A 25953-nucleotide genomic window follows, 5' to 3' on the forward strand; every position below is an offset into this window, starting at 1 on the left:
GACCGTCACAGCTTGATCTGCAGCTTCACGTCGCCCGGGCGCCCTTCGGCGGCCCGCTCGAAGGCGGCGATGCTCTCCTCGAAGCTGAAGGTGTGGGTGATCAGCGGCTTCAGATCGACCTTGCCGGAGGAGATCATGGCCAGGGCCCGGTCGAAGACGTTGGCATAGCGGAAGATCGTCTCGATGCGGATTTCCTTGGCCGCGGCCGAGACCACGTCGAAGGCGACCGGCTCGACCGGCATGCCGACCAGGACGAGGCAGCCGCCCGGCCGCGCCAGGTCGAAGATGCCCTGGAAGGCGCGCGGACTGCCGCTGGCCTCGAACACCACGTCGGCGCCCCAGCCGTCGGTCTCGCACTTGACCGCGTCGGCGAGAGCTTCGCGCCGGATGTTGACCGTGCTGATGCCGGGATAGCGCGCGGCGATTTCCAGTTTCTCGTCGACGAGGTCGGCGATGATGACCCTGGAGCAGCCGCCGGCCAGCGCCGCCAGTGCCACCATGATGCCGATCGGGCCGGCGCCCACCACCACGGCGAGGTCGCCGGGCGCGATCCGCGCCTTGGAGGCGGCCTGCAGGCCGACGGCGAAAGGCTCGACCATCGCGCCTTCGGCGAAGGAGACGTTGGCGGGCATCTTGAAGGTGAAGGCCGCGGGATGGACGACATGCGAGGTCAGGCAGCCATGCACCGGCGGCGTCGCCCAGAACACCACGCTCGGGTCGACATTGTAGAGGCCGAGCTTGGAGGCGCGCGAGGTCAGATCCGGGATGCCCGGCTCCATGCAGACGCGGTCGCCGACCTTGAAGCCGATGACCCCGCTGCCGACCTCGGTCACCGTGCCGGCGGCCTCATGCCCGAGCACCATCGGCTCGTTGACCACGAAGGGGCCGATCTTCCCGTGGGTATAGTAGTGCACGTCGCTGCCGCACACGCCCACCGTGTCGATCCGGATCTTCAGATCGCCCGGCCCGACCTCCTGCGGCAGGTCGATCTCGCGCAGAGACAATTCGCGGATGCGTTCCAGAACGAGCGCGCGCATGTGCAGTCCTCCCTGTTCTTTCGATGAAGCCGTGCCGGGGATGGTGGGGCGGCCAGGGCCCCCTCAACCTCTGATTAGCGCCTCCCGCCCCCCCGGCACAAGCCCGGAGTCGAAGGCTCTTGACGACATTATCGTTTGATGCATAGCTATGCACGCGCAATGAATAGCTAATCAAAATCAAAATATCTGGAGGAAACGACAATGCTCACCATGCATCCGCGTGGCCCCCTCACGCGTCGTCGCGACATCCTGAAGGCGGCCGCGGCGCTCGGCCTCGGCGCGGCGCTGCCCGCCGGCTTCGCCCGCTCCGCCTTTGCCGAGGGCAAGCCGACCCTGGTCAACTCGATCCGCTCGCTGTCGAACCCCTATCACGCCGCCTGGAACAAGGGCGGCGAGGCCTTCGCCAAGGCTGTCGGCTGCGAGTACGTCACGCTCGTCACCGAGGGCGACAGCGAGAAGGGCACCGCCGATATCCGCGCCATCCTGGCCAAGACCGGCGGCAATGCCATCATCAATGTCGACCCGAACGACGCTGCCGATGCCCGGCCGATCGTCGAGGCCTGCGTCAAGGCCAAGGCCTACGTGCTGACCCAGTGGAACAAGCCGGCCGACCTGCATCCCTGGGACCATGACCCCTGCTACGTCGCCCATATCTCCTTCGACGGCGTGAAGTACGGTGAGGTGACCGCAAACGCGCTGATCGAGGCCATCGGCGGCAAGGGCGGCATCCTGGCGCTCGGCGGCATCCAGTCGAACACGCCGGCGATCGAGCGCAAGGCCGGGCTGGAAAAGGCGGTCGCCGCCCATCCCGACGTCAAGATCCTCGACTTCCAGGTCGCCGACTGGCAGTCCAACAAGGCCTTCGACGCGGTCTCCGCCTGGCTCACCCGCTTCGGCTCGGAGGTGAAGGGTATCTGGGCCGCCAATGATGACATGGCCATCGGTGCCCTCGAGGCGCTCCGGGCCGAAGGCCTTGCCGGCAAGGTGCCGGTCACGGGCATCGACGGCATCAAGACCGCGGTCGAGGCGGTCAAGGCCGGCGAGATGGCGGCCACCGTGTCCTGGGACCCGTTCTGGCAGGGCTCGATCGGCCTCGCCATCCCCTACAATGCCAAGATCGGCAAGTTCGATCCGGCCAAGGAGCCGAAGGACCATCGCGAATTCTACGGCAGCGGCGTGGTGGTGACCAAGGACACCGTCGCCGCCTTCTACAAGGACAACATCGAGGCCGAGCCCAAGATCGACTTCAACGACCTGTGGGGCCGCGTCTCCGGCCAGATCCGGCAGGGGTGAGGCGGACCAGCGTCGCCCTTGTCGGCTTTGCTTGCGGCGGTGCGAGACGCCACGTTGCAGTCTCACCGCGACGCCCGTGTCTTCCCTCCCCCTTGCGGGGAGGGATAAAGGGTGGGGGGCGTACAGGATAAGATGAGCCCTACGCCCACGACCCCCACCCCCTTACCCCTCCCCGCAAGGGGGAGGGGACCGGCTGGCGTCGCGCCTGAAAACAGTATCCGCGAGCGGAGGCTGATCCGGCGTCGCGGTTGAATCATCCCGTCTGCGGCAGGCGCCGCGCCATTCCACGGCCCATCGGGGCCTCGTCAAGGTCGCTCATGGTCGCTGCCTCCGCCCCCGATACCCCATCCCTCATGGCTCGGCGGCTGCGCGCCCTGGCGCCGGTGCTCGTGCTGATCGGGCTGTGCCTGATCGTCGGCGCGCTCAATCCCGCCTTCTTCAGCCTCGCCAACGCCGGACGGGTGCTGACAGCCGCCGCCGTGCCGCTGGTGCTGGCCATGGGCGCGACCTTCGTCATCCTGATCGGCGGCGTCGACCTCTCGGTCGAAGGCACCATGGCGCTGGGCGCGATCGTGCTCAGCCTCACCGTGCACAACGACGTCAACGGCTTCGATCTCGGCCTTCTGGCCATCCCGCTCGCCATGCTGGTCGGCGCGGCGATGGGCGCGGCCAGCGGCGGCGTGCATGTCGGCCTGCGCATTCCCTCCTTCATGGTGACGCTCGGCGTCTGGTTCATCGGCCTCGGCCTCGCCGCCGTGCTGCTCGGCGGCACCACGGTGCGCATCCTCGACCCCGCCATCCGCGCCCTGTCGCTGACGCGCATCCTCAACCTGCCGCTGGTCGTGTGGATCGCCGCCGCCGCGCTCTGCCTCGCCTATGTCGTCCAGAACCACACCCGCCTCGGGCGCTATGCCTTCGCCATCGGCGGCGGCGAGGATCTGGCGGCGCTGTCGGGCATCCCGATCGGCCGGGTCAAGATCCTGGTCTTCGCGCTCGCCGGCGCCTTCTACGGTCTCGCCAGCGTCATGGCGGCGGCGCAGCTCGGCCAGGGCAACGCCACCATCGGCGACGGCCGCCTGTTCATGACCATCACCGCCGTGGTGGTCGGCGGCACCTCGCTGATGGGCGGACAGGGCGGCGTGCTCAACACGCTGGTCGGGGTGCTGATCGTCGCCGTGCTCGCCAACGGCATGATCCTGCTCGGCATCCCGCCCTATGCGCAGCAGGCCGCCCAGGGCCTGATGATCATCGCCGCGGTGGCGCTTTCGCTCGACCGCACGCGCTTCCGCATCGTGAAGTGACGCCATGCTGCAGGCCATCGCCCTCTCCAAGAATTTCGGCGGCGTGCAGGCGCTGAAGGCCGTCGACATCGAGGTGCGCAAGGGCGAGGTCGTCGGCCTCGTCGGCGAGAACGGCGCCGGCAAGTCGACGCTGATGCGCATCCTCGCCGGGGTGCAGCAGCCGAGCTCGGGCGAGCTCAGGCGCGACGGCGCCGCCTTCCACCTGCACGATCCGCGTGACGCCGGGGCGCAGGGCATCGCCATGGTGTTCCAGGAACAGTCGCTGCTGCTCAACCTCTCGGTGGCCGAGAACATCTTCCTCGGCCAGGAGGGCGCCTTCGTCCGGTTCGGCCTGATGGACTGGAAGAAGCTCAACGCCGCGGCGCGCCACCAGCTCCAGAAGGTCGGCCTTTCGGTCGACCCTTCCACCCGCGCCGCCGAGCTCAGCTTCGCCGCCCGCCAGATGGTCGAGCTCGCCAAGGCGCTGGCGCTGGAGGACCGGGTCGAGCGCGACCTGGTGATCCTGCTCGACGAGCCGACCTCGGTGCTCGAACAGGCCGAGATCGACATCCTCTTCGCCCGGGTGCGCGCACTCAAGAGCCGGGCAAGCTTCGTCTTCGTCTCGCACCGGCTCGACGAGGTGCTCGCCCTGTCCGACCGCATCTATGTGATGAAGGACGGCGGCGTGGTCGGCGAGATGCCGGTGGCCGAGGCCTCCGTCCCGGCCCTGCACCGGATGATGGTCGGCCGCGGCCTGCACAGCGAGTATTACCGCGAGTCCGAGCAGGTGCCGCCGCAGCAGGCGGTGGTGCTGGAAGCCGTGGGGCTGGCGGCCGGCGCCCATTACCGCGAGGTCGACTTCACCTTGCATCGGGGCGAGGTGCTCGGCATCGCCGGGGTGATCGGCTCGGGGCGCGAGGAACTGATCCGCACCCTGTTCGGCTTCGAGCCGCACACCGCCGGCACGCTCAAGGTCGACGGCGAAGCGGTGCGCCTGGCGACGCCCGCCGACGCGGTGGCGCGCGGCATCGGCTATATCCCGCGCGAGCGCCGCGTCGAGGGGCTGGTGATGTTCCTGTCCATCGCCACCAACATGACGCTGAGCCACCTCGACACGGTGATGCGCGGCGGCCTGATCGACCATGGCCGCGAGCGGGACCTGGCGCGCGACTGGATCAGGGAGCTCTCGATCAAGGCGCCGGGACCGGAGGCGCTCTGCCTCTCCCTCTCCGGCGGCAACCAGCAGAAGGTGGTGCTGGCCAAATGGCTGCAGGCCAAGTCCCGCATCCTGATCCTCGACCATCCCACTCGCGGCCTCGATGTCGGCGCCAAGGAGGAGGTTTACCGGCTGATCCGCGAGATCTGCGCCGAGGGCGCCTCGGTGATCCTGACCGCGGATACCCTGGAGGAGACGATCGGCCTCAGCCATACCATCCTGGTGATGCGCGACGGCCGCGTCACCGCACGCTTCGACGCCGCGGCCGGCGCCAAGCCGGCGCAGGTCGACCTGATCGGGCACATGGTATGAAGCAGTTCCTCACCCCCGCCCATTTGCGTGCCGCCGCCCCGAGCCTGTTCCTCCTGCTGCTGGTCGGGCTGATCTCGGCGGTGACGCCGGGCTTCGCCAGTCCCGGCACCCTCCTGGTGCTGCTGGCCGACACCGCCACCCTGTTCATTCTGGCCACCGGCCTCACCTTCGTCATCATGATCGGCGGCATCGACCTGTCGGTGCAGACCATCGCCTCGCTCTCCACCGTCCTCGTCGCCCTGCTGGTGCCCCAGATCGGCTATGCCGCCTTCGCCGTCGCCCTGGTCACCGGGCTCGCCGCCGGCCTGTTCAGCGGCATCGTCCACGTCAGGCTGAAGGTGCCGTCCTTCATCGCCACGCTGGCGACGAGCGGCGTCGTCAGCGGCGCGGCGCTGCTGGTGTCGCAGGCGCGCACCATCACCGTCGGCGAGGAAGGCCGGGCCTACCTGGCCTGGATCAACGGCTCCGTCCTCGGCCTGCCCAACGTCGTGCTGATCGGGGCGCTGGTGCTGGTCCTCGGCATCCTCGTGCAGGGCTATACCCGCTTCGGGCGCTACTGCGCCGCCATCGGCGCCGGCGAGCCGGCGGCGTGGGCCTCGGGCATCCGCGTCGACCGGCAGAAGATCGCGGCGCTCGCCCTGTGCGGCGTGCTGGCCGCGCTCGCCGGCATGCTGCTGGCCGGGCGCAACGCCAGCGGCTCGCCGGTGCTGGCCAACCAGCTCCTGCTGCCGGCCATCGCGGCGGTGATCGTCGGCGGCACCGCCATCACCGGCGGCGTCGGCGGCGTCGGCCGCACCCTGGTCGGAGCGCTGATCATCTCGGTGGTGCGCATCGGCATGACGTTCCTCGGCGTCAATATCTTCGCCCAGCAGATCGTCTTCGGCGCCGTGCTGGTCGCGGCCGTGGCGGTCACCATCGACCGCAGCAAGATACCCATCGTGAAGTAGGAGACGGACATGGATCTCGGATTGCGCGACAAGGTCGCGGTGATCACCGGCGGCAGCATCGGCATCGGCCTCGCCGTCGCGGAAGGGCTGGCGGCCGAGGGCGCGCATCTCGTCCTCGCCGCACGCCAGGCCGACCGCCTGGCGGCCGAGGCGGAGCGGGTGGCCGGGCAGCACAAGGTGCGGGTCGTTCCGGTCGCCTGCGACGTCGCCACCGCCGAGGGCACGGCGCAGATCGTCGCCGAGGCCGAGCAGGCCTTCGGCGGAGCCGACATCCTGATCAACAACGCCGGCACCGGCTCCAACGAGACGATCATGGAGGCGCCGGACGAGAAGTGGCAGGCCTACTGGGACCTGCACGTCATGGCGGCGGTGCGCCTCGCCCGCGGCCTGGTGCCGGGCATGCGCCGGCGCGGCGGCGGCGTCATCCTGCACAACGCCTCGATCTGCGCCGCCCAGCCGCTCTGGTACGAGCCGATCTACAACGTCACCAAGTCGGCGCTGATGATGTTCTCCAAGACCCTCGCCAACGAGGTGATCAAGGACAACATCCGCGTCAACTGCGTCAATCCCGGCCTGATCCTGACGCCGGACTGGAAGAAGACGGCCAGGCAGCTCACCGCCGACACCGGCGGCGACTGGGAAGGCTATCTCGCCGGCGTCGCCCGCGAGCACGCCCCGATCGACCGTTTCGGCTCGCCCGAGGAACTGGCCCACTTCTTCGTGTTCCTGTGCTCGGACAAGGCGACCTATTGCGTCGGCTCGACCTACTACGTCGACGGCGGCATGCTGAAGACGGTGTGAGGCAGGGCGGGGACGAGACCCCTCTCCGGCCGGGAGAGGGATTGAACTCTCGCAACCAAGCCAGTGCCTCGACGCGATTCCGGCGATAAGGTCATGCCACCGGAATGCGGAGGTGGCGGTCATGAACGAAGTGGTGGTTGGCGGCATCACCTTCATCGTGCTGATCGCCGCTTCGTTCGGCAGCCTCCTGAGCAATGCCCGGCTGCTGCCCAAGCATCTCCAGGATGACACCAACAACACGATCCGGCTGGTCGCCAACCTGTTCGTCGTCGTGACCTCGCTGATGCTCGGCCTGCTGATGAACTCGGCGAAGAACGCGTTCGAGACCAACGAGCGCAATGTCCATGCCTTCGCCACCGAACTGATCCTGCTGGACCGGACGATCCGCGAGCTCGGTCCCGATGGCGAGGAAGCCCATCGCCACCTGCGCGACTATCTGGAGACCATCGTCCGCGATTCCAGCATCGTCCTGGAGAACCAGGAGGCCGAAAGGCAGCTGACCCAGGTCGGCGCGGGCCTGAAGGCGCTCAAGTCGTCGGACGACCAGCAGATCGTGCTGTGGAACGATGCCCGCGAATTGTACCGGCGGGTGATTCGGGGGCGGTGGGTGATCATCGAGGAAGCCACGGGAAACCTGCCGCGGCCCCTGATCACCATCCTCCTCGCCTGGCTCGTGCTGATCTTCGCCAGCTACGGCTACAGGGCGCCGCGCAACGCGATCGTGGCGACGTCCTTCGTCTGTTCGGCCTTTCTGATTTCGGCGTCCATCTACATCATCCTCGACCTGGACGATCCGTCGTCCGGGATCATCCACATATCCAACGAACCGATACGGCATGCCTTAGCGGAAGCGCAGCGATAGCGCGGCCGGCGACGGTGCGCGGATGATCGCGGTCGAGCGCCCCTCTCTTCCGGCGGAAGAGGGGGCTGTTGCCGTCAGTGCCGGAAATGCCGGACGCCCGTGAACACCATGGCGAGGCCTGCCTTGTCGGCGGCGGCGATCACCTCGGCGTCGCGCATCGAGCCGCCCGGCTGGATCACCGCCGTGGCGCCCGCGGCAATCGCCGCGTCCAACCCGTCGGCGAAGGGGAAGAAGGCGTCGGAGGCCACCACCGAGCCCTTGGTCAGGCTCTGCGCCAGCCCGGCGGCCTGCGCGGCGTCCTCGGCCTTGCGGGCGGCGATGCGCGCCGAATCGACCCGGCTCATCTGGCCGGCGCCGATGCCGACCGTGGCCCCGTCCCTGGCATAGACGATGGCATTGGACTTGACGTGCTTGGCCACTCGGAAGGCGAAGCGCAGATCGGCCATCTCGCGCTCGGTCGGCTGACGCCTCGTCACCACCTTCAGCGCCATGTCGTCGACCACGGCCGCATCGCGTGACTGCACCAGGAGCCCGCCCGCCAGCGTCTTCGCCGTCAGGCCGGCGGCGCGCGGGTCCGGCAGGCCGCCGGTCACCAGCAGGCGCAGGTTCCTCTTGGCGGCGAGGATGGCGATTGCCTCCTTGCTCGCCGCCGGCGCGACGATCACCTCGGTGAAGATCTCCACCATCCTGGCGGCCGCCTCGGCGTCGAGCGGGCGGTTGGCGGCGATGATGCCGCCGAAGGCGGAGACCGGGTCGCAGGCCAGCGCCTTCTCATAGGCTTCCAGCAGCGTCGCGCCCACCGCCACGCCGCAGGGATTGGCGTGCTTGACGATCACCACCGCCGGCCGGGCGGGATCGAACTCGGCGACGCATTCGAAGGCGGCGTCGGTGTCGTTGAGGTTGTTGTAGGACAGCGCTTTGCCCTGCAGCTGCTCGGCGCTGGCGACGCCGAAGCGTTTCTCCGCCGTGCGGTAGAAGCCGGCGCTCTGGTGCGGGTTCTCGCCGTAGCGCAGCGCCTCGGCCAGGGCGCCGCCGACGGCCCGGAAGGCCGGGGCGTCCTCGCCGGCCTCGGCGAGCAGCCAGTTGGAGATGGCCGCGTCGTAGGCCGCGGTGCGGGCATAGGCCTTGGCCGCCAGGCTCCGGCGGAACTGCGGCGTGGTCGCTCCGCCGGTCTCGGCCATTTCGGCCAGCACCGCGTCATAGTCGGCAGTGTCGACCACCACGGCGATGTCGGCGTGGTTCTTGGCGGCGGCGCGGATCATCGCGGGGCCGCCGATGTCGATGTTCTCGACGCACTCGTCATAGGAGGCCTGGCGCGCCAGAGTCGCCTCGAACGGGTAGAGGTTGACCACCAGGAGGTCGATCGGCGCGATGCCGTGGGCCTGCATGGCGGCGCGGTGCTCGGCATTGTCGCGGATGGCGAGCAGGCCGCCATGCACCGCCGGATGCAGCGTCTTCACCCGGCCGTCCATCATCTCCGGATAGCCGGTCAGTTCGGCGACGTCGGTGACGGGCAGGCCCGCCTCGGCCAGCGCCTTGCGGGTGCCGCCGGTCGAGACCAGGGCGACGCCGTGCCCGACCAGGCTCCGGGCAAAATCGATGAGGCCGCTCTTGTCGGAGACGGAGAGCAGCGCACGGGCGATCGGGCGGGGAGAGGACAAGGCAGGCTCCGGGGCAGCGAGGGGCGGCGGCTCCCTTTATCTCCCCCAATGCGGCGGAGGGAAGACCAAAGCGTCGGTCGCCGCGAATCCGTTCGGAGCCAGCCGATCCCGTCCGGCGATTGTCCGCCGGGCGCCGGCCCACGGCCGCGCGCCCGATCCTGCTCAGAGCGTTTCCGGCTCCAGCGCCCAGGCGACCGGCTTCGCCGCTCCGTTCTCGTCCCGCGGCACGACGACCACCACCTGCGCCGACCGGCGCGGCCCTTCCGGGTTGGCGAAATGGATGCTCTCCTCGATCGAGACCGGCAGGCCGTGCGCGTGCAGCACCCAGGCCTTGCCGTTGGGCAGGACCAGGGCGGCGAAGGTGTCGCCGCCACCCGCGCGAGCCGAGACGGCGGGATGGATGTGGAAGCGCAGCAGCACCGTCTCGCGGCCGCGCCAGGGCCGGCCGTCAGGGTCGAGCAGCGTGTCCTGGCCGTTGAGGGCGCCGGTGCGGGTGGCCACAGCCAGGCTGCGCTCATGCACCAGGTTGAACTCGGCCCTGTAGCCGTCATGGCTGGCGGCAAGCGCGGTGTCGTCCGCGGTCTCGCGCCGTTCCACCGTCACCAGCTTCGGACCGGCGATGATAGGCCGGTCGATCCGCCGCACCGCGGCGAAGGTGCAGGACGAGGCGTCGCCCACCACCGCGGTCGAATGCGCCGCCGTGCCGCGGGCAAGCTGCCGCCAGCTGTCGCGTCCGACCGCCGGTGCCCCGCAATTGACGATGATCCGGCTGCCGTCGGCGGAGAACTCGAACGACAGCGTGCCGGCATGCGCGTCCTGCGACATGCCCAGCGGCGGCGGCCGGCCGGTGTCGACGACCAGCACCGAGCCGCCGCCCTCGACCCGCTGATAGCCGCCATGCGGCGCGTTCTGCACCGGCTTGCCGCGGGCATCGTCATAGGCGAGCAGCGTGGCGATCAGGTGGGTCTGGGTGTAGCCCATGCCGTTGAAGGCGGCGAAGGCGCCATCGACGTGCCGGAAGAAGCGCAGCATCGGCATCAGCCGGTCGATGGCGCCGAGCAGCTCGGCCGGCGGCGGCAGGTTGCGGGCGGCGAAGGACTGGCGCAGCGGCAGGAGGTCGAGCAGCAATTCGACGATCACCTGGGGATTGCGGCTGCGATGCACGCCGTCCGGCAGGATCTGGCGTTGCAGCTCGTCGACCAGCCAGCGCGAGGCACGGCGGCGCAGGCCGCCCTTCTCGGCCAGGCACAGGCTCGCCTGGGTCGCCGCCATGGCGCAGAGCAGGCGCGTCAGGCCGTCCGGCCCGACCCGGCCGGCCCGCAGCAGATACTGGGTCTGCCAGGCGAGGCTGCGGATGAAGGCGCGGTAGAAGCCGCGGTCGGCGCCGTCGAGCGCCAGCGGCGACTGGCTGAGCCAGGACAGCACCCGCCGCGCCGTCGTGGCCGGAGCCAGCGCCTCGGGACTGAAGCGCACCGGGCCGCGCACGAAATCGCCGACCAGGCGGCGGGCGGCCTGGCGGCCGGCGCTGCCGTCGTCGGCGCGCAGGTGCCGGAGCCAGGTGAAGCCGAGCAGGCCCTCGCTCCAGCCCGGCGAAGGCGAGACGATCGTGAAGGGGGAGCCGTCCTTCGGCGCCACCGTCTTGCCGGCGAAGGAGAAGCGGTTCTGGACGATCTCCGCCGCCCGGGTCGGATCGGCGGCGCGCAGATCCTGCGGGGCCAGGAGCAGGCGCTCGGGCTGGCCGGAGGAGAAGCGCCAGCGATAGAGCGGCGAGACGTAGAGGCGCGCCAAGGCCGCCCGCCCGGCATTGCGGCCGGCAAGCACCCCCAACCGCACCTTCGTGCCGATCGCACCTCGGCTCATCGTTCGACGCGACACCTCTCACAGCGGCCCGCCGCCGCGAGGGGGGCGGTTCCGAATCGCAACTCTACCGGAGCGGCAGGGAATGGGCGACATGGAAAGCGCCGTTTCGAACAAAAGCTGCAGGAGGCTCGATTCCCGCCCGGTTCGGTGCCGCCGCCCTACCGCTCGCGGGGTATTTTGCCGCTCCGGCCACCATGGCAACCATGGGTGGTCGGCGAGCGCCGCCCGCCATGCCTGTGGAAGAGCCATGCTTCTGTCGCAGCAGGTCGCGATCGTTACCGGCGCCGGGTCGGGCATCGGCCGGGCCAGCGCCGAGACGATGGCCCGGGCCGGAGCGGCGGTGATCGTGGCCGACCGCGACGCCGCATCCGGAGAGGCGGTGGCAGCCGGCATCGTCGCGGCCGGCGGCAGGGCCGAAGCCATCGCCACCGACGTCGGCGAGGATGCGGCGGTCCGCTCCCTGGTCGCCGGCGTGCTCGAGCGGCACGGCCGCATCGACATCCTGCACAACCATGCCGGCATCCAGGTCGAGGGCACGCTCGAGGGCGTCTCGCCCGAGGGCTTCGACCGCTCCTGGCAGATCAATGTCCGGGCGCATTTCATGGCCGCCCGCCTGGTCGCCCCGGCGATGAAGGCCCAGGGCGGCGGCGTCATCCTCAACACGTCGTCGAGTTCGGGCGTGTTCTACGACCGCGAGATGATCGCCTACACCACCACCAAGCATGCGGTCATCGCCATGACGCGGCAGATGGCGCTCGACTATGCCCGCTTCAACATCCGGGTGAACGCCCTGTGCCCGGGCTGGGTCGACACGCCCTTCAACGACCCCTTCATCCGCCAGATGGGCGGGCGCGAGGCGGTCGAGGCCTATGTCCGCGGCCGCGTGCCGCTCGGGCGCTGGGGGCGGGTCGAGGAGATCGCCGAAGCCGTCCTGTTCCTGGTGTCGCCGCGCTGCACCTATCTGACCGGCCAGGCGCTGGTGGTCGATGGCGGCGAGACCATCGGTTGAGGACGTCGGGACTCAATGGGCCGGATCCGGCCCGGCATGGCCGACGATCCGGTCGAGATAGATCGACAGGAGCTCGGTCTGCGAGGAGATGCTGAGCTTGCGGTAGATGTTGCGGCGATGGACCTTGACGGTTCCCGCCGCGATGCTCAGTCGCCAGGCGACCGATTCCGACGAGTGCCCCTGCAGCACCAGCTCGACGATGGCGGCCTCGCGCCCGGTCAGGCCGAGCGCCTGCCAGGCCGCCATCGCCGATGGACGGCTGGCGAAAGGGCGCTGGCGCGCCGGCGTCGCCGCATGGTCGAGGAAGCGGCTTTCGACGTCGCGCCAATGGCGCGCGACGAGCGCGCTCACCAGCGGCTCGCAGGCCTTCAGCGCCGCCGCCTCCGCTGCCGAGAAGGCGCCCGAACGCTTCAGGCGCATCAGCGACAGCACCACCATCACGCTTTCGCATGTCCGCACGAAGAAGCCGGCTTCCTCGGCCAGGCCCGTCTTCATGTAGTAGGCCCGGTAGTACTCGCTGGAATAGAACCGGTCGGGCGCCAGTTCGCGCATGCGCCAGAATCCGACCTGCCCGACGCTTGCGGTATGGTAGAACGGGTCGAGCAGATAGGGCCCGGGCTGGTAGAGCGTCACGAAGACGACGCGCTCTTCAGCGCTGAATGTGTCGAACAGATCGATCGGCCGAGCCCGGCCGCGATAGGCGAACACCACGCTGCGGTCGAACGGGGCGATGGATCTCAGGAAGTCGACCAGGCTCTGGCCGAATTGCGCATCGGTCGATGCCGCCGAATCGATCAGCGGCACCAGCCGGGCGAAAGTGTCTGCCAAAGAAATACGCATTCGTGCTCACCGCCATGCAAACAGGCAAGATACCACCTGCTCCCGACACTTTCCGCGAGCTACCACTTTCAGGGTATACCCGGGGGCACAGCGAATGCCTAGGCTGCCGAGCAGAATTCGGGCGCGGATTCTGCACGAACAAGACGACGCTTGCCGCATTCGACCCTCCGGAGCGTGCTGCAAGACGCAACGTCACCATGCCATCAATTCGAGGGAGAGGTCGACATGGCGATTGCAAGCCAAGAGGCCGAAGCTGCGGCCGGCCCCGTTCAGACGGCGTTCGACGTCAGCGCGCGCACCGACATCGACAGGCTGCATTCGAGGGCGGTCGGCCTGTGGGGCGTGCTGTTCCTGACGGTCACCGGCGCGGCGCCGATCAGCGCCATGCTGTTCAACGTGCCGATCGCCGTCGGCTACGGCAACGGTGTCGGCGCCGCGGCGGCCTTCCTCGTCGCCACCGTCATCCTGCTGATCTTCTCGGTCGGCTACGCCGCCATGGCCGCCAAGGTCTCGGCGGTGGGCGGCTTCTATTCCTTCATCAGCCACGGCCTCGGCCGCGAGCTCGGCATGGGCATGGGCTTTGCCTCGGTGGTCGCCTATGCGGTGTTCGAGCCCTCCCTCGCCGGGGGCTTTGCCTATTTCGCCAATCTCAAGCTGGCCCAGTACGGCATCGACGTGTCCTGGCCGGTGCTGGCGCTCGTCATGGTGGCCGTGGTCTGCCTGCTCGCCTATCTCGACGTGAAGATCTCGACCGCCGTGCTCGGCGTGGCCCTGGTCGGCGAGGTCGTCATCCTGGTGGTCTTCGACATCGGCGTCTTCGCCCATGCCGGCAACGGCGCCGTGGTCGACCTGGCGGCGATCAACCCGGTCAATGCCTTCCGGGGCTTCCCGGCGCAGGACAAGATCGTCGCCGGCGCGGCCGGCATCGGCCTGTTCTTCGCCTTCTGGTCATGGGTCGGCTTCGAGAGCGCGCCGAACTATGCCGAGGAATCCCGCGATCCCAAGCGCGTCGTGCCGCTGTCGCTCTACATCTCCGTGCTGTTCCTCGGCGTGCTCTATACCATCACCACCTGGGCGGCGACCTCCGGCTACCCCGACACCGCCACCTCGATCGCCCAGGCCCAGGGCAATGCGGCGCAGTATTTCTTCGACACCGCCAATCGCCTGGTCGGGCCATGGGCCGAGGTGGTCATGAGCTACCTCATCCTCACCGGCGCCTTCGCCTGCGGCATGGCCTTCCACAACACCGCCGCCCGCTATCTCTACGCCCTCGGTCGCGAGGGCGTGCTGCCCAAGGCGCTGGGCCGCACCCATCGCAGGTTCAGGACGCCGCACGTCGCCTCCTGCGTCCAGAGCGTGTTCTCGGCCATCGTGGTGCTGCTGTTCGCCTATTTCTCCGGCACGGACAATCCGAACGTCCAGGCCTATGGCCAGCTCTACGGCCTGATGGCCCTGCTCGGTACGCTCCTGATCCTGGTGGCGCAGGCGATCGTCTCGGTGGCGATCATCGCCTATTTCCGCCGCTGCCATCCCGGCGACCATCACTGGTGGCGCACGCTCACGGCCCCGGCCCTGGCCTTCGTGTCGCAGAGCGTGATCATCTATCTCTGCCTGTCGAACATGGACTTCCTGGGCGGCGGCTTCGCCTTCGCCGACTGGATCCTGTGGATCGACCTCGCCGTGATCGCCGTCGGCATCCTCGGCGCCTTCTACCTGAAGACGAGTGCACCCGACCGATACGAGAAGATCGGCCGGCTGATCTATGAAGGCGTGCCGGACAAGGCCTGAGCCGATGCCGCAGGAGGAGGCGAGGAGAGGGGAGCGGACGCTTTACGGCCCCGTGCCGGCCGATCCATATTCCGCGTCCGCATCCGAACCGCGCGACCGACAGGAAGGCCCCATGGCAGTGGAGTACGGACCGGAGGCCCTTGCCGATCTGGAGGTGGCGATCCGGCAGGCCCTGCCGGCCTGGTCGCTGCCGCGGGATGCCGGGATCGTCCTCCTCAACGTCTCGGAGAACGCCACCTTCCGCCTCGATGATCCTGCAAGCGGGCGGACACTGGTCCTGCGGGTGCATCGCCTCGGCTACCACCAGGACGAGGAGATCGGCTCCGAGCTCGCCTGGATCGCCGCACTGCGCCGGGACGGCGTGGTCGAGACCCCGGCGCCCCTGCCGGGCGCCGACGGCGCCCTGGTCCAGCCGCTCGTGTCGCCTTCGGGCCTGCCGACGCGCCGCGCGGTGGCCTTCGCCTTCGCGGCCGGCCGCGAGCCGGCGGCGGACGCCGACCTGCCCGGCTGGTTCCGCACCCTCGGCGGCCTCACCGCCCGCATGCACCGCCACGCCACGGGCTGGACGCCGCCGGCTGGCTTCCGCCGCAAGACCTGGGACTTCGACGCCATGTTCGGCGAGCGGGCGCTCTGGGGCCCGTGGCGGGCCGGGGTCGGCCTGGATGCGCCGGGCATCGCGTTGATGGAGCGGGCGCTCGGCCTGATCCGCGGTAGGCTGCAGCGCTTCGGCCGCTCGCCCGAGCGCTTCGGCCTGATCCATGCCGACCTGCGCCTCGCCAATCTCCTGGTCGACGAGCCGCATCTGCGCGTCATCGACTTCGACGACTGCGGCCTGAGCTGGCGCCTCTACGACTTCGCCGCCGCGGTCAGCTTCTTCGAGCATGAGCCGGTGGTCGATGCGCTGCGCGAGGCCTGGGTCGAGGGCTACCGGACGGTGGCGCCGCTGCCGCCGGAGGATGCGGCCGAGCTGCCGGTCTTCGTCGCCATGCGCCGCTTCCTGCTGACCGCCTGGATCGCCTCGCACCCGGAAGTGCCGATCGCCCGGGAACTCGGCGCCGGCTACACCGCCGGCTCCCTCGCCATGGCCGAGAGGCTGCTGTCCGACTTTTCCTGACCCTTCGAGGAGGCCCGCCATGTTCGCTCCCCTTGCCGGCAGAACCGTCGTCGTCACGGGAGCGGGACGCGGCATCGGCCGTGGCATCGCCCTGCGCTTCGGCCGGGCCGGCTGCCGCGTCCTGGCCGTGGCGCTGAGCGAGGCCGGGATCGCCCGCACCGTCGCCGACATCCGTGCCGGCGGCGGCGTCGCCGAGCCCCATGTCGCCGACGTCGCCACGGAGGAAGGCACGCGGGCCATGGCGGCGGCGGCGCTGGCATCCTTCGGCGGCATCGACATCCTCTGCGCCAATGCCGGCATCTTCCCGGCCGCCCGGCTCGACGCCATGACCGCGGCGGAGTTCGACCGCGTCATGGGCGTTAACCTGCGCGGCACCTTCCTCAGCGTCTCGGCCTGCCTGCCGGCGATGAAGAGGGCGGGCCGCGGCCGGATCGTCGTCACCTCCTCGATCACCGGCCCGATCACCGGCTATCCCGGCTGGGCCCACTACGGCGCGAGCAAGGCCGGGCAGCTCGGCTTCGTGCGCACTGCGGCGATCGAGCTTGCCGCCTTCGGCATCACCATCAACGCGGTGATGCCCGGCAACATCGCCACCGAGGGCCTCGACGACCTCGGCGCCGACTACGGCGCCGCCATGGCCGCCTCGATCCCGATGAAGCGCCTGGGCACCGTCGAGGACATCGCCAACGGCGCGCTGTTCTTCGCCAGCGACGAGGCGGGCTTCGTCACCGGCCAGACCCTGGTCATCGACGGCGGGCAGGTGCTGCCCGAATCTCTCGCCGCCCTCGAATAGGAAGACCCGCGATGTCCGACGACGCTCCCCGGCCGGCGCCCAACCGCTGGCAGCGCTTCGCCGAATGGGACGAGCGCCCGCTGCGGCTCGACCGCTTCGCCGCCGAGGATCCCGCGAACGGCTTCTCCGCCTTCGCCGGGGCTTGCGACCCCAGGCCCGGGATCGTCGTTGCGGAGGGCCGTGTCGTCGCGCTCGACGGCACCCCCGAGGCCGAGTTCGACATGATCGACGCCTTCATCGCCCGCCACCATATCGACACCGCGGTGGCGGCCGAGGCGATGGCGCTGCCGTCGGAGACGGTCGCGCGCATGCTAGTGGACGTCAACGTGCCGCGCACCGAGCTGGTGCGCCTCGCCCATGGCATGACCCCGGCCAAGCTCGCCGACGTCGTCGCCCGCCTCAACGCCGCCGAGATCACCTTCGCCTACGCCAAGATGCGGGCGCGCCGCACGCCCGGCAACCAGGCGCACGTCACCAACGCCAAGGACGACCCGCTGCAGCTCGCGGCCGATGCCGCCGTGGCCGTGGCCCTCGGCTTCGACGAGGTGGAGACCACCATGCGCGTCTCGCGCAACGCCTGGTCGAACGCGCTCGCCTGCAGCGTCGGCGCCGCGGTCGGTCGCGCCGGCACCCTGTTCCAGTGCTCGTCGGAGGAGGCGGAGGAACTGCGCCTGGGCATGGCCGGCTTCACCTCCTACGCCGAGACCGTGTCGGTCTACGGCACGGAGAAGGCCTTCGTCGACGGCGACGACACCCCCTGGTCGAAGGCCTTCCTCGCCGCCGCCTATGCCTCGCGCGGCATCAAGATGCGCTGCACCTCCGGCGCCGGCTCCGAGCTGCTGATGGGCTTCCACGAAGCCAAGTCGCTGCTCTACCTGGAGGCCCGCTGCCTGTGCCTGCAGCGCGGCATGGGCGTGCAGGGCACCCAGAACGGCGGCATCGACGGGGCGCCGCTCGCCGCCACCATTGCCGGCGGCGTCCGCGAACTGATGGCCGAGAACCTTATCGCCGTCTGGCTCGACCTCGAATGCGCCTCCGGCAACGATGCCCGCACCTCCGAGTCCGAGATCCGCATCGGCGCCAAGATCCTGCCCTTCCTGATCGCCGGCTCCGACCTGATCTGCTCGGGCTTCGGCTCGATCAAGAAATACGACAACTCTTTCAACCCCTCGCTGTTCAACGGCGAGGAGCTGGAGGACTACCTGGTGCTGCAGCGCGACTTCGAGGCCGACGGCGGCCTCATTCCGCTCGGGCCCGATCTCGCCCTCGACCGCCGCCGCCGCGCTGTGGCGGCGCTCGGTGCCGTGTTCGAGGAGCTCGGCCTCGGCAGCCCGGATGCGGCGATGCAGGAGAGCGTCGTCTTCGCCTCGGGCTCGGAGGAGACGCGGAGCTACGGCCCGCGCGAGGCGGCGGTCATCAGCGAGCGCATCCAGGAGAACGGTTTCAGCATCCTCGACGTCGTCGCCGCGCTCGACCGGCGCGGCTTCCGCGACGAGGCCGAGAACCTCCTGTTCATCCTCAAGCTGCGCGTCAGCGGCGACTATCTCCAGACCTCGGCCTGCGTGCGCGAGGGCCGCGTGCTCAGCGCCGTCAACGATCCCAACGACTATGCCGGCCCCGGCAGCGGCTATCGCATGAGCGAGGGCCGCCGCCGCGAGATCAACGCCATTCGCGACGTGCTCGACCGCGAGGGCGTCCTCTCTGCCGCCGCCCGGGCCGGGCGCGGCTGGGAGCGGGTGCCGTTCGGGCGCAGCATGGGGCCGGCGGTCGCGGGCGCGGATCCCGACGAGATCGTCATCGGCGTCAGCCCGGCCTTCGGCCTGCAGCTGTTCGAGACCCTGGCCGGCCATCCCCTGCCGCTGGTGCTGAAGGCCCTGGTCGAGGGCATCGAGAGCCGCGGCCTCAAGGTCCGCATCGTGCGCATGCGCCACACCGCCGACACCTCCTTCCTCGGCCTCGCCGCCGCCGGCCTGGCCGGCTCCGGCGTCGGCATCGGCCTCCAGGCCAAGGGCACGGCGGTGATCCACCGGCGTGGCCGCCTGCCGCACAACAATCTCGAGCTCTTCTCCAACGCGCCGCTGGTCAGCCTGCCGCACTACCGGATGATGGGCCGCAACGCCGCCGACCATGCGCTCGGCGGCCTGCCCGAGCCGGTGGTGGTGCCGACCCACGGCGAGGCGCTGGGCGCGCGCTTCCATGCGCAGGTGGCGCTGATCTACGCGGTCGAGACCTCGCTGACCGAGGCCGGCGCCGTGCCTGACGAACTCGACATCGCCGTGGCGAGGGTCTGACGATGGAAAAGCCGTCTCCGAACGCGCCGCTGGGCGTCTCCGACTATCCCTTGGCCGAGAAGCGGCCCGACCTGGTGCGCACCGCCACCGGCAAGCGCCTCGAGGACCTCACCGTGGCCGCGGTCGCGGCCGGGGAGGTGACGCTGGCGGACGTGGCGGTGACGCCTCGGACGCTGCGCCACCAGGCCGACATCGCCCGCTCGGCCGGGCGGCCGACCCTGGCGCTCAACTTCGAGCGCGCCGCCGAGATGGTGGCGGTGCCGCAGGAGCGCATCCTGGCGATCTATGAATTGCTGCGCCCCGGCCGAGCTCCGGACAAGGCCGCCCTGCTCGAGGCCGCGGCGGGCCTGCGGCGCGATTTCGGCGCCGAGGGCCTGGCCGCCTTCATCGAGGAGGCGGCCGGGGTCTATGAGCAGCGCGGGCTGTTCGTCGGCCGGTTCTGACCGGGGGTCAGCCCGCCGGGCCGGCCTTGGCCATCGGCCTGAGCGGCCCGAGCGACTGCAGGTAGCCGGAGGGCGCGTCGTCGCGATAGGTGGTGAAGGCGACGTTGCGGTCGCGGTAGGACTTCAGCGTCTGGCCGAGGCCGTTGGCGCCCTCCGCCCGCACCTGGCGCACCAGGCCCAGATCGAGGGTGATCGGGAAGATCTCGGCGGTCTGGCCGCACTGGTGCACGACGCGCCCGGTCGGGTCGGCCACCAGCGACAGGCCGACACCGCCCGAATCCAGCCCGTTCACGTCGACGACGTAGCACTGGAACATCGCCGCCGTGGCCTGGACGATCGCCAGCTCCGCCTGCCGGTCGGTCGTGCCGGTCAGCACCGGGTGCAGCAGCACCTCCACGCCGGCCGAGGTCAGGGTGCGCGTCGTCTCCGGAAACCAGATGTCGTAGCAGATGCTCAGGCCGAAGCGTCCGACCTGCGGCACGTCGAAGATCAGGAACTGCGAGCCGCCGGTCACGTCGGTCTCGAACGGCATGAACGGGAACATCTTGTCGTAGCGCCCGACGATCGAGCCGTCCGGGGCGATGACGACGGCGTGGTTGTAGATCCGCCCCTCGCGCCTGACGAACATCGAGCCGGGCACCAGCCAGATGCCGTGCTTGGCGGCGAGCGCCTGGAACGCCGCCTCGTCCTCGGCCGGATCCTCGGCGGCGCAGGCGTGCAGCGGCCCGCGCGAGGCCAGCTCGCTGAACACGATCATGCCGAGCCCCGGGAACAGGGCCATCGCCTTCTCGACCTGCTTGGCCATGGCCGGGATGTTGCCGCCGCTGATCGGCACCGGCATCTGCACCCCGGCGACGAGGAAGCGGCCGGTATCGCGGGCCGGCAGGGGCGCATGCCGGACCTCGCCGGCCGGTTCGGCGTCGGAAACGGTCTTGCTGTCGAGCCAGGTGTTCACAATCGAAGGTCCTTGTCGCGATGCCCGGCCGGCCGGGCTGTCCTTGCCGATGCCCCCACCGGGGGCGGCCTCATGGGCGCTGAGATAAGCGATCGTCGGGGAAATGGGCTCGCCCGTTCAATCGCGTCATGGCCGGACTTGATCCCATAGGCGCTAAGATAAGCGATCGTCGGAGGAACGGGCTCAACCTCTCAGGAGCGTCATGGCCGGACTTGATCCGGCCATCTACGCGAACGCGACGGTTGAGTAGTCCTGCGAGGCCACCATCGTGCGGCTCTGCCAGATCTGTGGTCGCGTGGATGGCCGGATCAAGTCCGGCCATGACGGCTGAAACGACGCCGCCCTTCTCGGGAGCGGCATGGTCCGGCCCTGTCCTAGCGCCCATGGGGAACGGCCTGGCGGTCATTCCACCATCCTGCGCGGCTCGGCGTCCGGCTCGATGTCGTCGTGGCGCCGGGCCGGCCGGCGATTGGGAGAGACCAGGTCGTCGAGCACCACGCCCCGGAACGGCTTGGTCGAGTTCAGGACGATATAGCTCGAGAGATTGCCGATCTTCGGGCCGAGTTGCAGCAGTTCGTCCGAGAGCATCTGGTAGGAACCGATATCCGGGCAGATGAAGCGTACGAGATAGTCGATCGGGCCGCTGACCTTGGTGCACTCCACCACGTAGCGCATGCCGGCGACCATCTGCTCGAACGACCTGAAGTCGCCGAGGCCGTGGCTGTTCAGCGTCACGGCGGCGATGACGTCGACGTGCCGGCAGACCTTGCTGAGATCGACATGCGCCCGGTAGCCGGAGATGATGCCGGCGCGCTCCATCCGCTTGACGCGCTGCAGGCAGGGGCTCGGCGACAGCCCGACCGCGTCCGCAAGCTCCTGGTTGGTGGTGCGCGCGTCCGCCTGCAAGCGGTTGAGAATGCGCAGGTCGACCTGGTCGAGCCGCAGCGACCCGTCTTCGTCCTTCATGTGCTTCTCCCGCCCGATCGTCCGCCCCGAGGACGGCTTCGGAATTCCCGCGATATTTCAGAGCCCTGCCGGATCGTGCCGCTTCGATTCGGCCCATCCGGAGCGCCTCCTCCGGAGGGCGGATCGGCGTTGCGTTCCCGGACTCCTGCAGCAGGGAATTCGCACTATTCGCGGGTCCTGTCGAGCAGCAGCAGATTTCGCTGCGCGATGAACCCGGCGCAGCAGCATTCGTCGAAACAACCCAAAAGTACGGTAGCACCTTTTCCGGAAACGGATCTAAGCTCAAGGCAACAAAAAGAACAGCTCCGCCCGGAGCTTGCATGGGGGAACGCACGGCGATGCAGCCATCCATTGGGCAGCGGCTGGCCCGCAAGAAGCCTGTCGACATGCTGGTCAGCGATTCGGCGGGGGCCGATTCGGAGCACGGCCATCTCAGCCGCTCGATCACGCTGTTCCAGCTCATCCTGTTCGGCGTCGGCGCCACCATCGGCACCGGTATCTTCTTCGTGCTCGCCGAGACCGTTCCGAAGGCCGGCCCCGGCGTCATCGTCTCCTTCATCATCGCCGGCGTCGTCGCCGGCCTGACGGCGCTGTGCTACGCCGAGATGAGTTCGATGATCCCGGTCTCGGGCTCGTCCTACTCCTATGCTTATGCGACGCTGGGGGAGGGCATCGCCTTCTTCGTCGCCGCCTGCCTCATCCTCGAATACGGCATCTCCGGCGCGGCGGTGGCGGTCGGCTGGAGCGGCTATCTCAACAAGCTGTTCGAGATCCTGTTCGGACACGGATTGCCGGCCGCGCTGACGGCCGCGCCGCTGGTGGCCGACGGCTATTCGCTGCATGTCGGGGGCGAGGGCTATGTCAACCTGCCGGCCGCCGTCCTGGTGTTCCTGTGCTGCCTCCTGCTGATCCGCGGCTCGAAGGAATCGGCCAAGGCCAACGCCATCATGGTGCTGATCAAGCTCGGCGTGCTGGCGATGTTCGTCCTCATCGCCGTGACCGGCTTCAAGGCCGGCAACCTGTCGCCCTTCGCCCCGTTCGGCTTCGCCGGCATCAGCGCCGCGGCGGGCACGATCTTCTTCACCTATGTCGGCCTCGACGCGGTGTCGACGGCGGGCGAGGAGGTCGAAAACCCCAAGCGCAACCTGCCGCTGGCCATCGTCATGGCCCTGATCATCGTCACCTCGCTCTACGTCCTGGTCGCGATCACCGCCCTCGGCGTGCAGCCGGCTGAGCAGTTCGCCGGTCAGGAGGCGGGCCTGGCCACCATCCTGGAGAACCTGACCGGCTCGACCGTTCCCGGCGGCGTGCTGGCGGTCGGCGCGGTGATCTCGGTGTTCAGCGTGACGCTGGTCGTGCTCTACGGCCAGACGCGCATCCTGTTCGCCATGTCGCGCGACGGCATGATCCCGCCGGTGTTCCACGACGTCAATCCGCGCACCATGACGCCGGTGGTCAACACCGTCGTCGTCGCCATCTTCGTCGCCACCATCGCCGCCTTCATCCCCAACGACATCCTGTGGGACCTGACCTCCATGGGCACGCTGGTGGCCTTCACCGTCGTCTCCGCCGGCGTGATGATCCTGCGCCGGACCCATCCCGACATGCCGCGCGGCTTCCGGGTGCCGCTCTACCCGGTGCTGCCGATCCTCTCGATCGTGGCCTGCATCTATCTCATCTCCAACCTCACCAGCATCGTCTTCGCCCTGACCGGCATCTGGCTGGTCCTCGCCGCCATCTGGTACTTCACCTATGCGATGCGCCATTCCCGGCTGGAGAAGCTGAGCGAGGCGGCGCGATGAAATACGTCGTCGGTTTCTCACCCGATCAGGGCGGACGGGAAGCGCTGGCTCTCGGCTCCGTGCTGGCCCGCTCCACCGGCGGCAGCCTGGTGGTCTGCACCGTCATCCCCGAGACCTGGGGCCATCCCTCGATGGCCCGGGTCGATGCCGAATACGGCGAATTCCTGAACCAGCATGCCCGCAAGGCGCTGGACAAGGCCAAGGCCAGCCTGGCCGCCGACATATCAGCCGAATTCGTCTCGCGCTCCGCCCACTCGGCCCGCGACGGCCTGCTGCAGACGGCCTCCGACGTCGGCGCCGACGGCATCGTCCTCGGCTCCGCCCGCGTCGCCCCGGCCGGCCGCTTCGGCGAAGGCAGCGTCACCTCCGACATCCTGCGCATGTCCAACCTGCCGCTGGCGCTGGCGCCGAGGGGCTATTCGGCCGATTCGCGCACCCGGGTGAAGCGGATCACCTGCGCCTTCTCCGGCGCCTCCGGCACCGCGACGCTGGCCCGGCGGTCCGCCGAGCTCGCCGACGTCTTCGGCGTGCCGCTGCGGCTCGCCACGCTGGTGGTGCGCGACAAGCAGATGTATCCGACCGGCGCCGGATACAATGCGGAGAACATGGTCTCCAACCAGCTCCGCCGCCAGGCGACCGAGGCGCAGGACGCGGTGATGTCGGCCTGGGATTCGCCCGTTCCGGTCACCGGCGAGATCGGCGACGGCAGCACCTGGAAGGCCGCGTTCGGTTCCCTGCTATGGGCCAATGCCGAGCTGCTCGTCGTCGGGTCGAGCTCGCTCGGGCCGCTGTTGCGCGTCTTCCTTGGCTCGAACTCCGGCAAGATCGTCCAGAACTCGCCGGTGCCCTGCCTGGTGATGCCGCGCCACGGCGAAGCCGAAGGCAGCCTGTAATCCCTCTCGCCACGGGTGTCCGCGATGCGCATTGCCTGTTACCAGGGGCCCGAGCAACCCGATTCCCCGGCCGGCAATCTCGCCCGGCTGGAAGCGATGGCCGCCCGGGCCAAGGCGGACGGCGCCGGCCTGCTCGTCGCGCCGGAGCTGTTCCTCACCGGCTATTGCATCGGCGCCGGCAATGTTCACCGGCTGGCCGAGCCGCTCGACGGGCCGTCGATGCAGGCTGCGGCCCGCATCGCCCGCAGCCTCGGCATCGGCCTCCTGTTCGGCCTGCCCGAGCGTGCCGGCGAGCATGTCTACAACACCGCCGTGCTCCTCGACGCCGAAGGCCGGCTCCTCGCCTCCTACCGCAAGACCCACCTGTTCGGCAGCGTCGACCGCGAGGCCTTCAGCCCGGGCACGGAGCGCTCCGTGGTGGTCGCCTTCGGCGGGCTCAGGATCGGCATGCTGATCTGCTACGATGTCGAGTTCCCGGAGACGGTGCGGCTCCTGTCGCTGCGGGGCGCCGACCTCGTCATCGTGCCGACGGCGCTGATGCAGCCCTACGACGTGGTGGCGCGCATCCTGGTGCCGGCGCGCGCCTACGAGAACCAGGTCTACCTGGCCTATGTCGACCGTTGCGGCACCGAGGCCGAATTCGTCTATTGTGGCCTGAGCTGCGTCGTCGGTCCCGACGGGGCCGATGTCGCGCGTGCCGGCCGGAACGAAGAGCTGATCCTGGCCGACATCGATGTGGACGGTCTCAACCGTTCGCGTCTCGCCAACACCCATCTGAACGACCGGCGGCCGGAGCTCTACGGCCCGCTGTCGATACGGGATCCGTCATGACCGAAAAGACCTTCAACCAGCCGCTCGGCGGCAACCAGATGCCGCGCTTCGGCGGCGTGCCGACCTTCATGCGCCTGCCCTCCGCCCCGAGCTCGGCGGGGCTGGATGCCTGCTTCGTCGGCATCCCGATGGACATCGGCACGTCGAACCGGCCGGGCACCCGCTACGGACCGCGGCAGATCCGGGCCGAGTCCTGCTTCGTGCGGCCCTACAACATGGCGACCCGCGCCGCCCCGTTCGACAGCCTGATGGTGGCCGACATCGGCGACGTCGCCATCGACACGTTCAACCTGCCCAAGTGCATGGACATCATCACCGATGCCTATCGGGAGATCATCCAGGGCGGCTGCATCCCGCTGACGCTCGGCGGCGACCACACCATCGCCTATCCGATCCTGCGCGCCATGGCCGCCAAGCACGGGCCGGTCGGCCTGATCCATGTCGACGCCCATGCCGACATCAACGAGCACATGTTCGGCGAGCCGATCGCCCACGGCACGCCGTTCCGCCGCGCCGTCGAGGCCGGCGTGCTCGACACCAAGCGCTGCATCCAGATCGGCCTGCGCGGCACCGGCTATGCCGCCGACGACTTCGACTGGCCGCGCCAGCAGGGCTTCCGCGTCGTCCAGGCGGAGGAGTGCTGGCACAAGTCGCTGACGCCGCTGATGGCCGAGGTCCGTGCCCAGATGGGCGACGGCCCGGTCTATCTCAGCTACGACATCGACAGCCTCGACCCGGGCTTCGCGCCCGGCACCGGCACGCCGGAGATCGGCGGCCTCACCACCATCCAGGCGCTGGAGATCATCCGTGGCTGCTGGGGCCTGAACCTTGTCGGCTGCGACCTGGTCGAGGTGTCGCCGCCCTACGACCCGTCCGGCAACACCGCGCTGACCGGCGCCTATCTCCTCTATGAAATGCTCTGCGTGCTGCCGGGCGTGCAGCGGCGCTGACGCGACCGC

General features: G+C 69.5%; 22 protein-coding genes. 16 read left to right on the forward strand and 6 right to left on the reverse strand.

Annotation, left to right across the window (positions count from 1 at the left end; translation table 11 throughout):
• Positions 1-5: 5 nt before the first annotated feature.
• Complete coding sequence (locus AC27L4_RS16275) at positions 6-1037, reverse strand: NAD(P)-dependent alcohol dehydrogenase (RefSeq protein WP_487143277.1); 1032 nt, start codon at positions 1035-1037, stop codon at positions 6-8.
• A 201-nt stretch (positions 1038-1238) separates the two neighbouring features.
• Between AC27L4_RS16275 and AC27L4_RS16280 the strand changes: the two genes are divergently transcribed.
• The 6 genes from AC27L4_RS16280 to AC27L4_RS16305 all read left to right on the forward strand — a co-directional run bounded on the left by AC27L4_RS16280 (position 1239) and on the right by AC27L4_RS16305 (position 7748).
• On the forward strand, positions 1239-2330 hold the full coding sequence (locus tag AC27L4_RS16280) for a sugar ABC transporter substrate-binding protein (protein ID WP_487143278.1): 1092 nt from the start codon (positions 1239-1241) through the stop codon (positions 2328-2330).
• A gap of 353 nt (positions 2331-2683) precedes the next feature.
• Entirely contained in the window at positions 2684-3631 is a 948-nt protein-coding gene (locus AC27L4_RS16285) for an ABC transporter permease (protein WP_487143279.1), read from the forward strand.
• Positions 3632-3635: 4 nt separating this feature from the next.
• Positions 3636-5138: a sugar ABC transporter ATP-binding protein gene (locus tag AC27L4_RS16290; RefSeq protein ID WP_487143280.1), complete on the forward strand. Its 1503-nt coding sequence runs from the start codon at positions 3636-3638 to the stop codon at positions 5136-5138.
• Entirely contained in the window at positions 5135-6085 is a 951-nt protein-coding gene (locus AC27L4_RS16295) for an ABC transporter permease (protein WP_487143281.1), read from the forward strand. Before AC27L4_RS16290 ends, AC27L4_RS16295 begins: the two co-directional genes overlap by 4 nt.
• Before the next feature lie 9 nt (positions 6086-6094).
• On the forward strand, positions 6095-6886 hold the full coding sequence (locus tag AC27L4_RS16300) for an SDR family NAD(P)-dependent oxidoreductase (RefSeq protein WP_487143282.1): 792 nt from the start codon (positions 6095-6097) through the stop codon (positions 6884-6886).
• 121 nt (positions 6887-7007) lie between these two features.
• The gene (locus AC27L4_RS16305) at positions 7008-7748 is read left to right on the forward strand and encodes a bestrophin-like domain (RefSeq protein WP_487143283.1); all 741 of its coding nucleotides are present in this window, start codon (positions 7008-7010) and stop codon (positions 7746-7748) included.
• A 74-nt stretch (positions 7749-7822) separates the two neighbouring features.
• Here the strand turns inward: AC27L4_RS16305 and purH are convergent, their stop codons facing one another.
• Positions 7823-9409, reverse strand: a complete 1587-nt coding sequence (gene purH, locus AC27L4_RS16310) for a bifunctional phosphoribosylaminoimidazolecarboxamide formyltransferase/IMP cyclohydrolase (protein ID WP_487143284.1) — start codon at positions 9407-9409, stop codon at positions 7823-7825.
• A gap of 162 nt (positions 9410-9571) precedes the next feature.
• On the reverse strand, positions 9572-11269 hold the full coding sequence (locus tag AC27L4_RS16315; protein WP_487143285.1) for a heparinase II/III family protein: 1698 nt from the start codon (positions 11267-11269) through the stop codon (positions 9572-9574).
• Between the two features lie 247 nt (positions 11270-11516).
• Here AC27L4_RS16315 and AC27L4_RS16320 point away from each other — a divergent pair, with 247 nt between their 5' ends.
• Positions 11517-12278 carry an SDR family NAD(P)-dependent oxidoreductase gene (locus tag AC27L4_RS16320; protein ID WP_487143286.1) on the forward strand — a complete coding sequence of 254 codons (762 nt, stop codon included), beginning with the start codon at positions 11517-11519 and terminating at the stop codon, positions 12276-12278.
• A gap of 12 nt (positions 12279-12290) precedes the next feature.
• Here the strand turns inward: AC27L4_RS16320 and AC27L4_RS16325 are convergent, their stop codons facing one another.
• A complete protein-coding gene (locus AC27L4_RS16325) occupies positions 12291-13118 on the reverse strand; it encodes a helix-turn-helix transcriptional regulator (protein WP_487143287.1) in 828 nt (275 codons plus the stop codon).
• 225 nt (positions 13119-13343) lie between these two features.
• Here AC27L4_RS16325 and AC27L4_RS16330 point away from each other — a divergent pair, with 225 nt between their 5' ends.
• From AC27L4_RS16330 to AC27L4_RS16350, 5 genes are all read left to right on the forward strand, one after another.
• Positions 13344-14906: an APC family permease gene (locus AC27L4_RS16330; protein ID WP_487143288.1), complete on the forward strand. Its 1563-nt coding sequence runs from the start codon at positions 13344-13346 to the stop codon at positions 14904-14906.
• 112 nt (positions 14907-15018) lie between these two features.
• Positions 15019-16020, forward strand: a complete 1002-nt coding sequence (locus tag AC27L4_RS16335; protein ID WP_487143289.1) for a phosphotransferase enzyme family protein — start codon at positions 15019-15021, stop codon at positions 16018-16020.
• Positions 16021-16039: 19 nt separating this feature from the next.
• On the forward strand, positions 16040-16813 hold the full coding sequence (gene fabG / locus AC27L4_RS16340) for a 3-oxoacyl-ACP reductase FabG (RefSeq protein ID WP_487143290.1): 774 nt from the start codon (positions 16040-16042) through the stop codon (positions 16811-16813).
• An 11-nt stretch (positions 16814-16824) separates the two neighbouring features.
• Complete coding sequence (locus tag AC27L4_RS16345; protein WP_487143291.1) at positions 16825-19104, forward strand: propanediol/glycerol family dehydratase large subunit; 2280 nt, start codon at positions 16825-16827, stop codon at positions 19102-19104.
• A 2-nt stretch (positions 19105-19106) separates the two neighbouring features.
• Positions 19107-19547, forward strand: a complete 441-nt coding sequence (locus AC27L4_RS16350) for a diol dehydratase small subunit (RefSeq protein ID WP_487143292.1) — start codon at positions 19107-19109, stop codon at positions 19545-19547.
• Positions 19548-19554: 7 nt separating this feature from the next.
• On the opposite strand, the gene AC27L4_RS16355 is transcribed toward AC27L4_RS16350, so the two are convergent.
• On the reverse strand, positions 19555-20502 hold the full coding sequence (locus AC27L4_RS16355; RefSeq protein ID WP_487143293.1) for a carbon-nitrogen hydrolase family protein: 948 nt from the start codon (positions 20500-20502) through the stop codon (positions 19555-19557).
• A 402-nt stretch (positions 20503-20904) separates the two neighbouring features.
• A complete protein-coding gene (locus AC27L4_RS16360; RefSeq protein WP_487143294.1) occupies positions 20905-21468 on the reverse strand; it encodes an Lrp/AsnC family transcriptional regulator in 564 nt (187 codons plus the stop codon).
• A gap of 338 nt (positions 21469-21806) precedes the next feature.
• Between AC27L4_RS16360 and AC27L4_RS16365 the strand changes: the two genes are divergently transcribed.
• From AC27L4_RS16365 to speB, 4 genes are read left to right on the forward strand one after another with little or no spacing between them, the layout of a single operon-like run.
• Positions 21807-23270, forward strand: coding sequence for an amino acid permease (locus tag AC27L4_RS16365; protein WP_487143295.1), 1464 nt, complete (start codon positions 21807-21809; stop codon positions 23268-23270).
• Positions 23267-24163, forward strand: a complete 897-nt coding sequence (locus tag AC27L4_RS16370; RefSeq protein ID WP_487143296.1) for a universal stress protein — start codon at positions 23267-23269, stop codon at positions 24161-24163. The genes AC27L4_RS16365 and AC27L4_RS16370 overlap by 4 nt, the downstream gene beginning before the upstream one ends.
• Before the next feature lie 24 nt (positions 24164-24187).
• On the forward strand, positions 24188-24994 hold the full coding sequence (locus AC27L4_RS16375) for a carbon-nitrogen hydrolase family protein (protein WP_487143297.1): 807 nt from the start codon (positions 24188-24190) through the stop codon (positions 24992-24994).
• The gene (speB, locus tag AC27L4_RS16380; RefSeq protein WP_487143298.1) at positions 24991-25944 is read left to right on the forward strand and encodes an agmatinase; all 954 of its coding nucleotides are present in this window, start codon (positions 24991-24993) and stop codon (positions 25942-25944) included. The genes AC27L4_RS16375 and speB overlap by 4 nt, the downstream gene beginning before the upstream one ends.
• Positions 25945-25953: the final 9 nt, after the last annotated feature.

This window comes from Labrys sp. Lb11, from assembly GCF_057554225.1.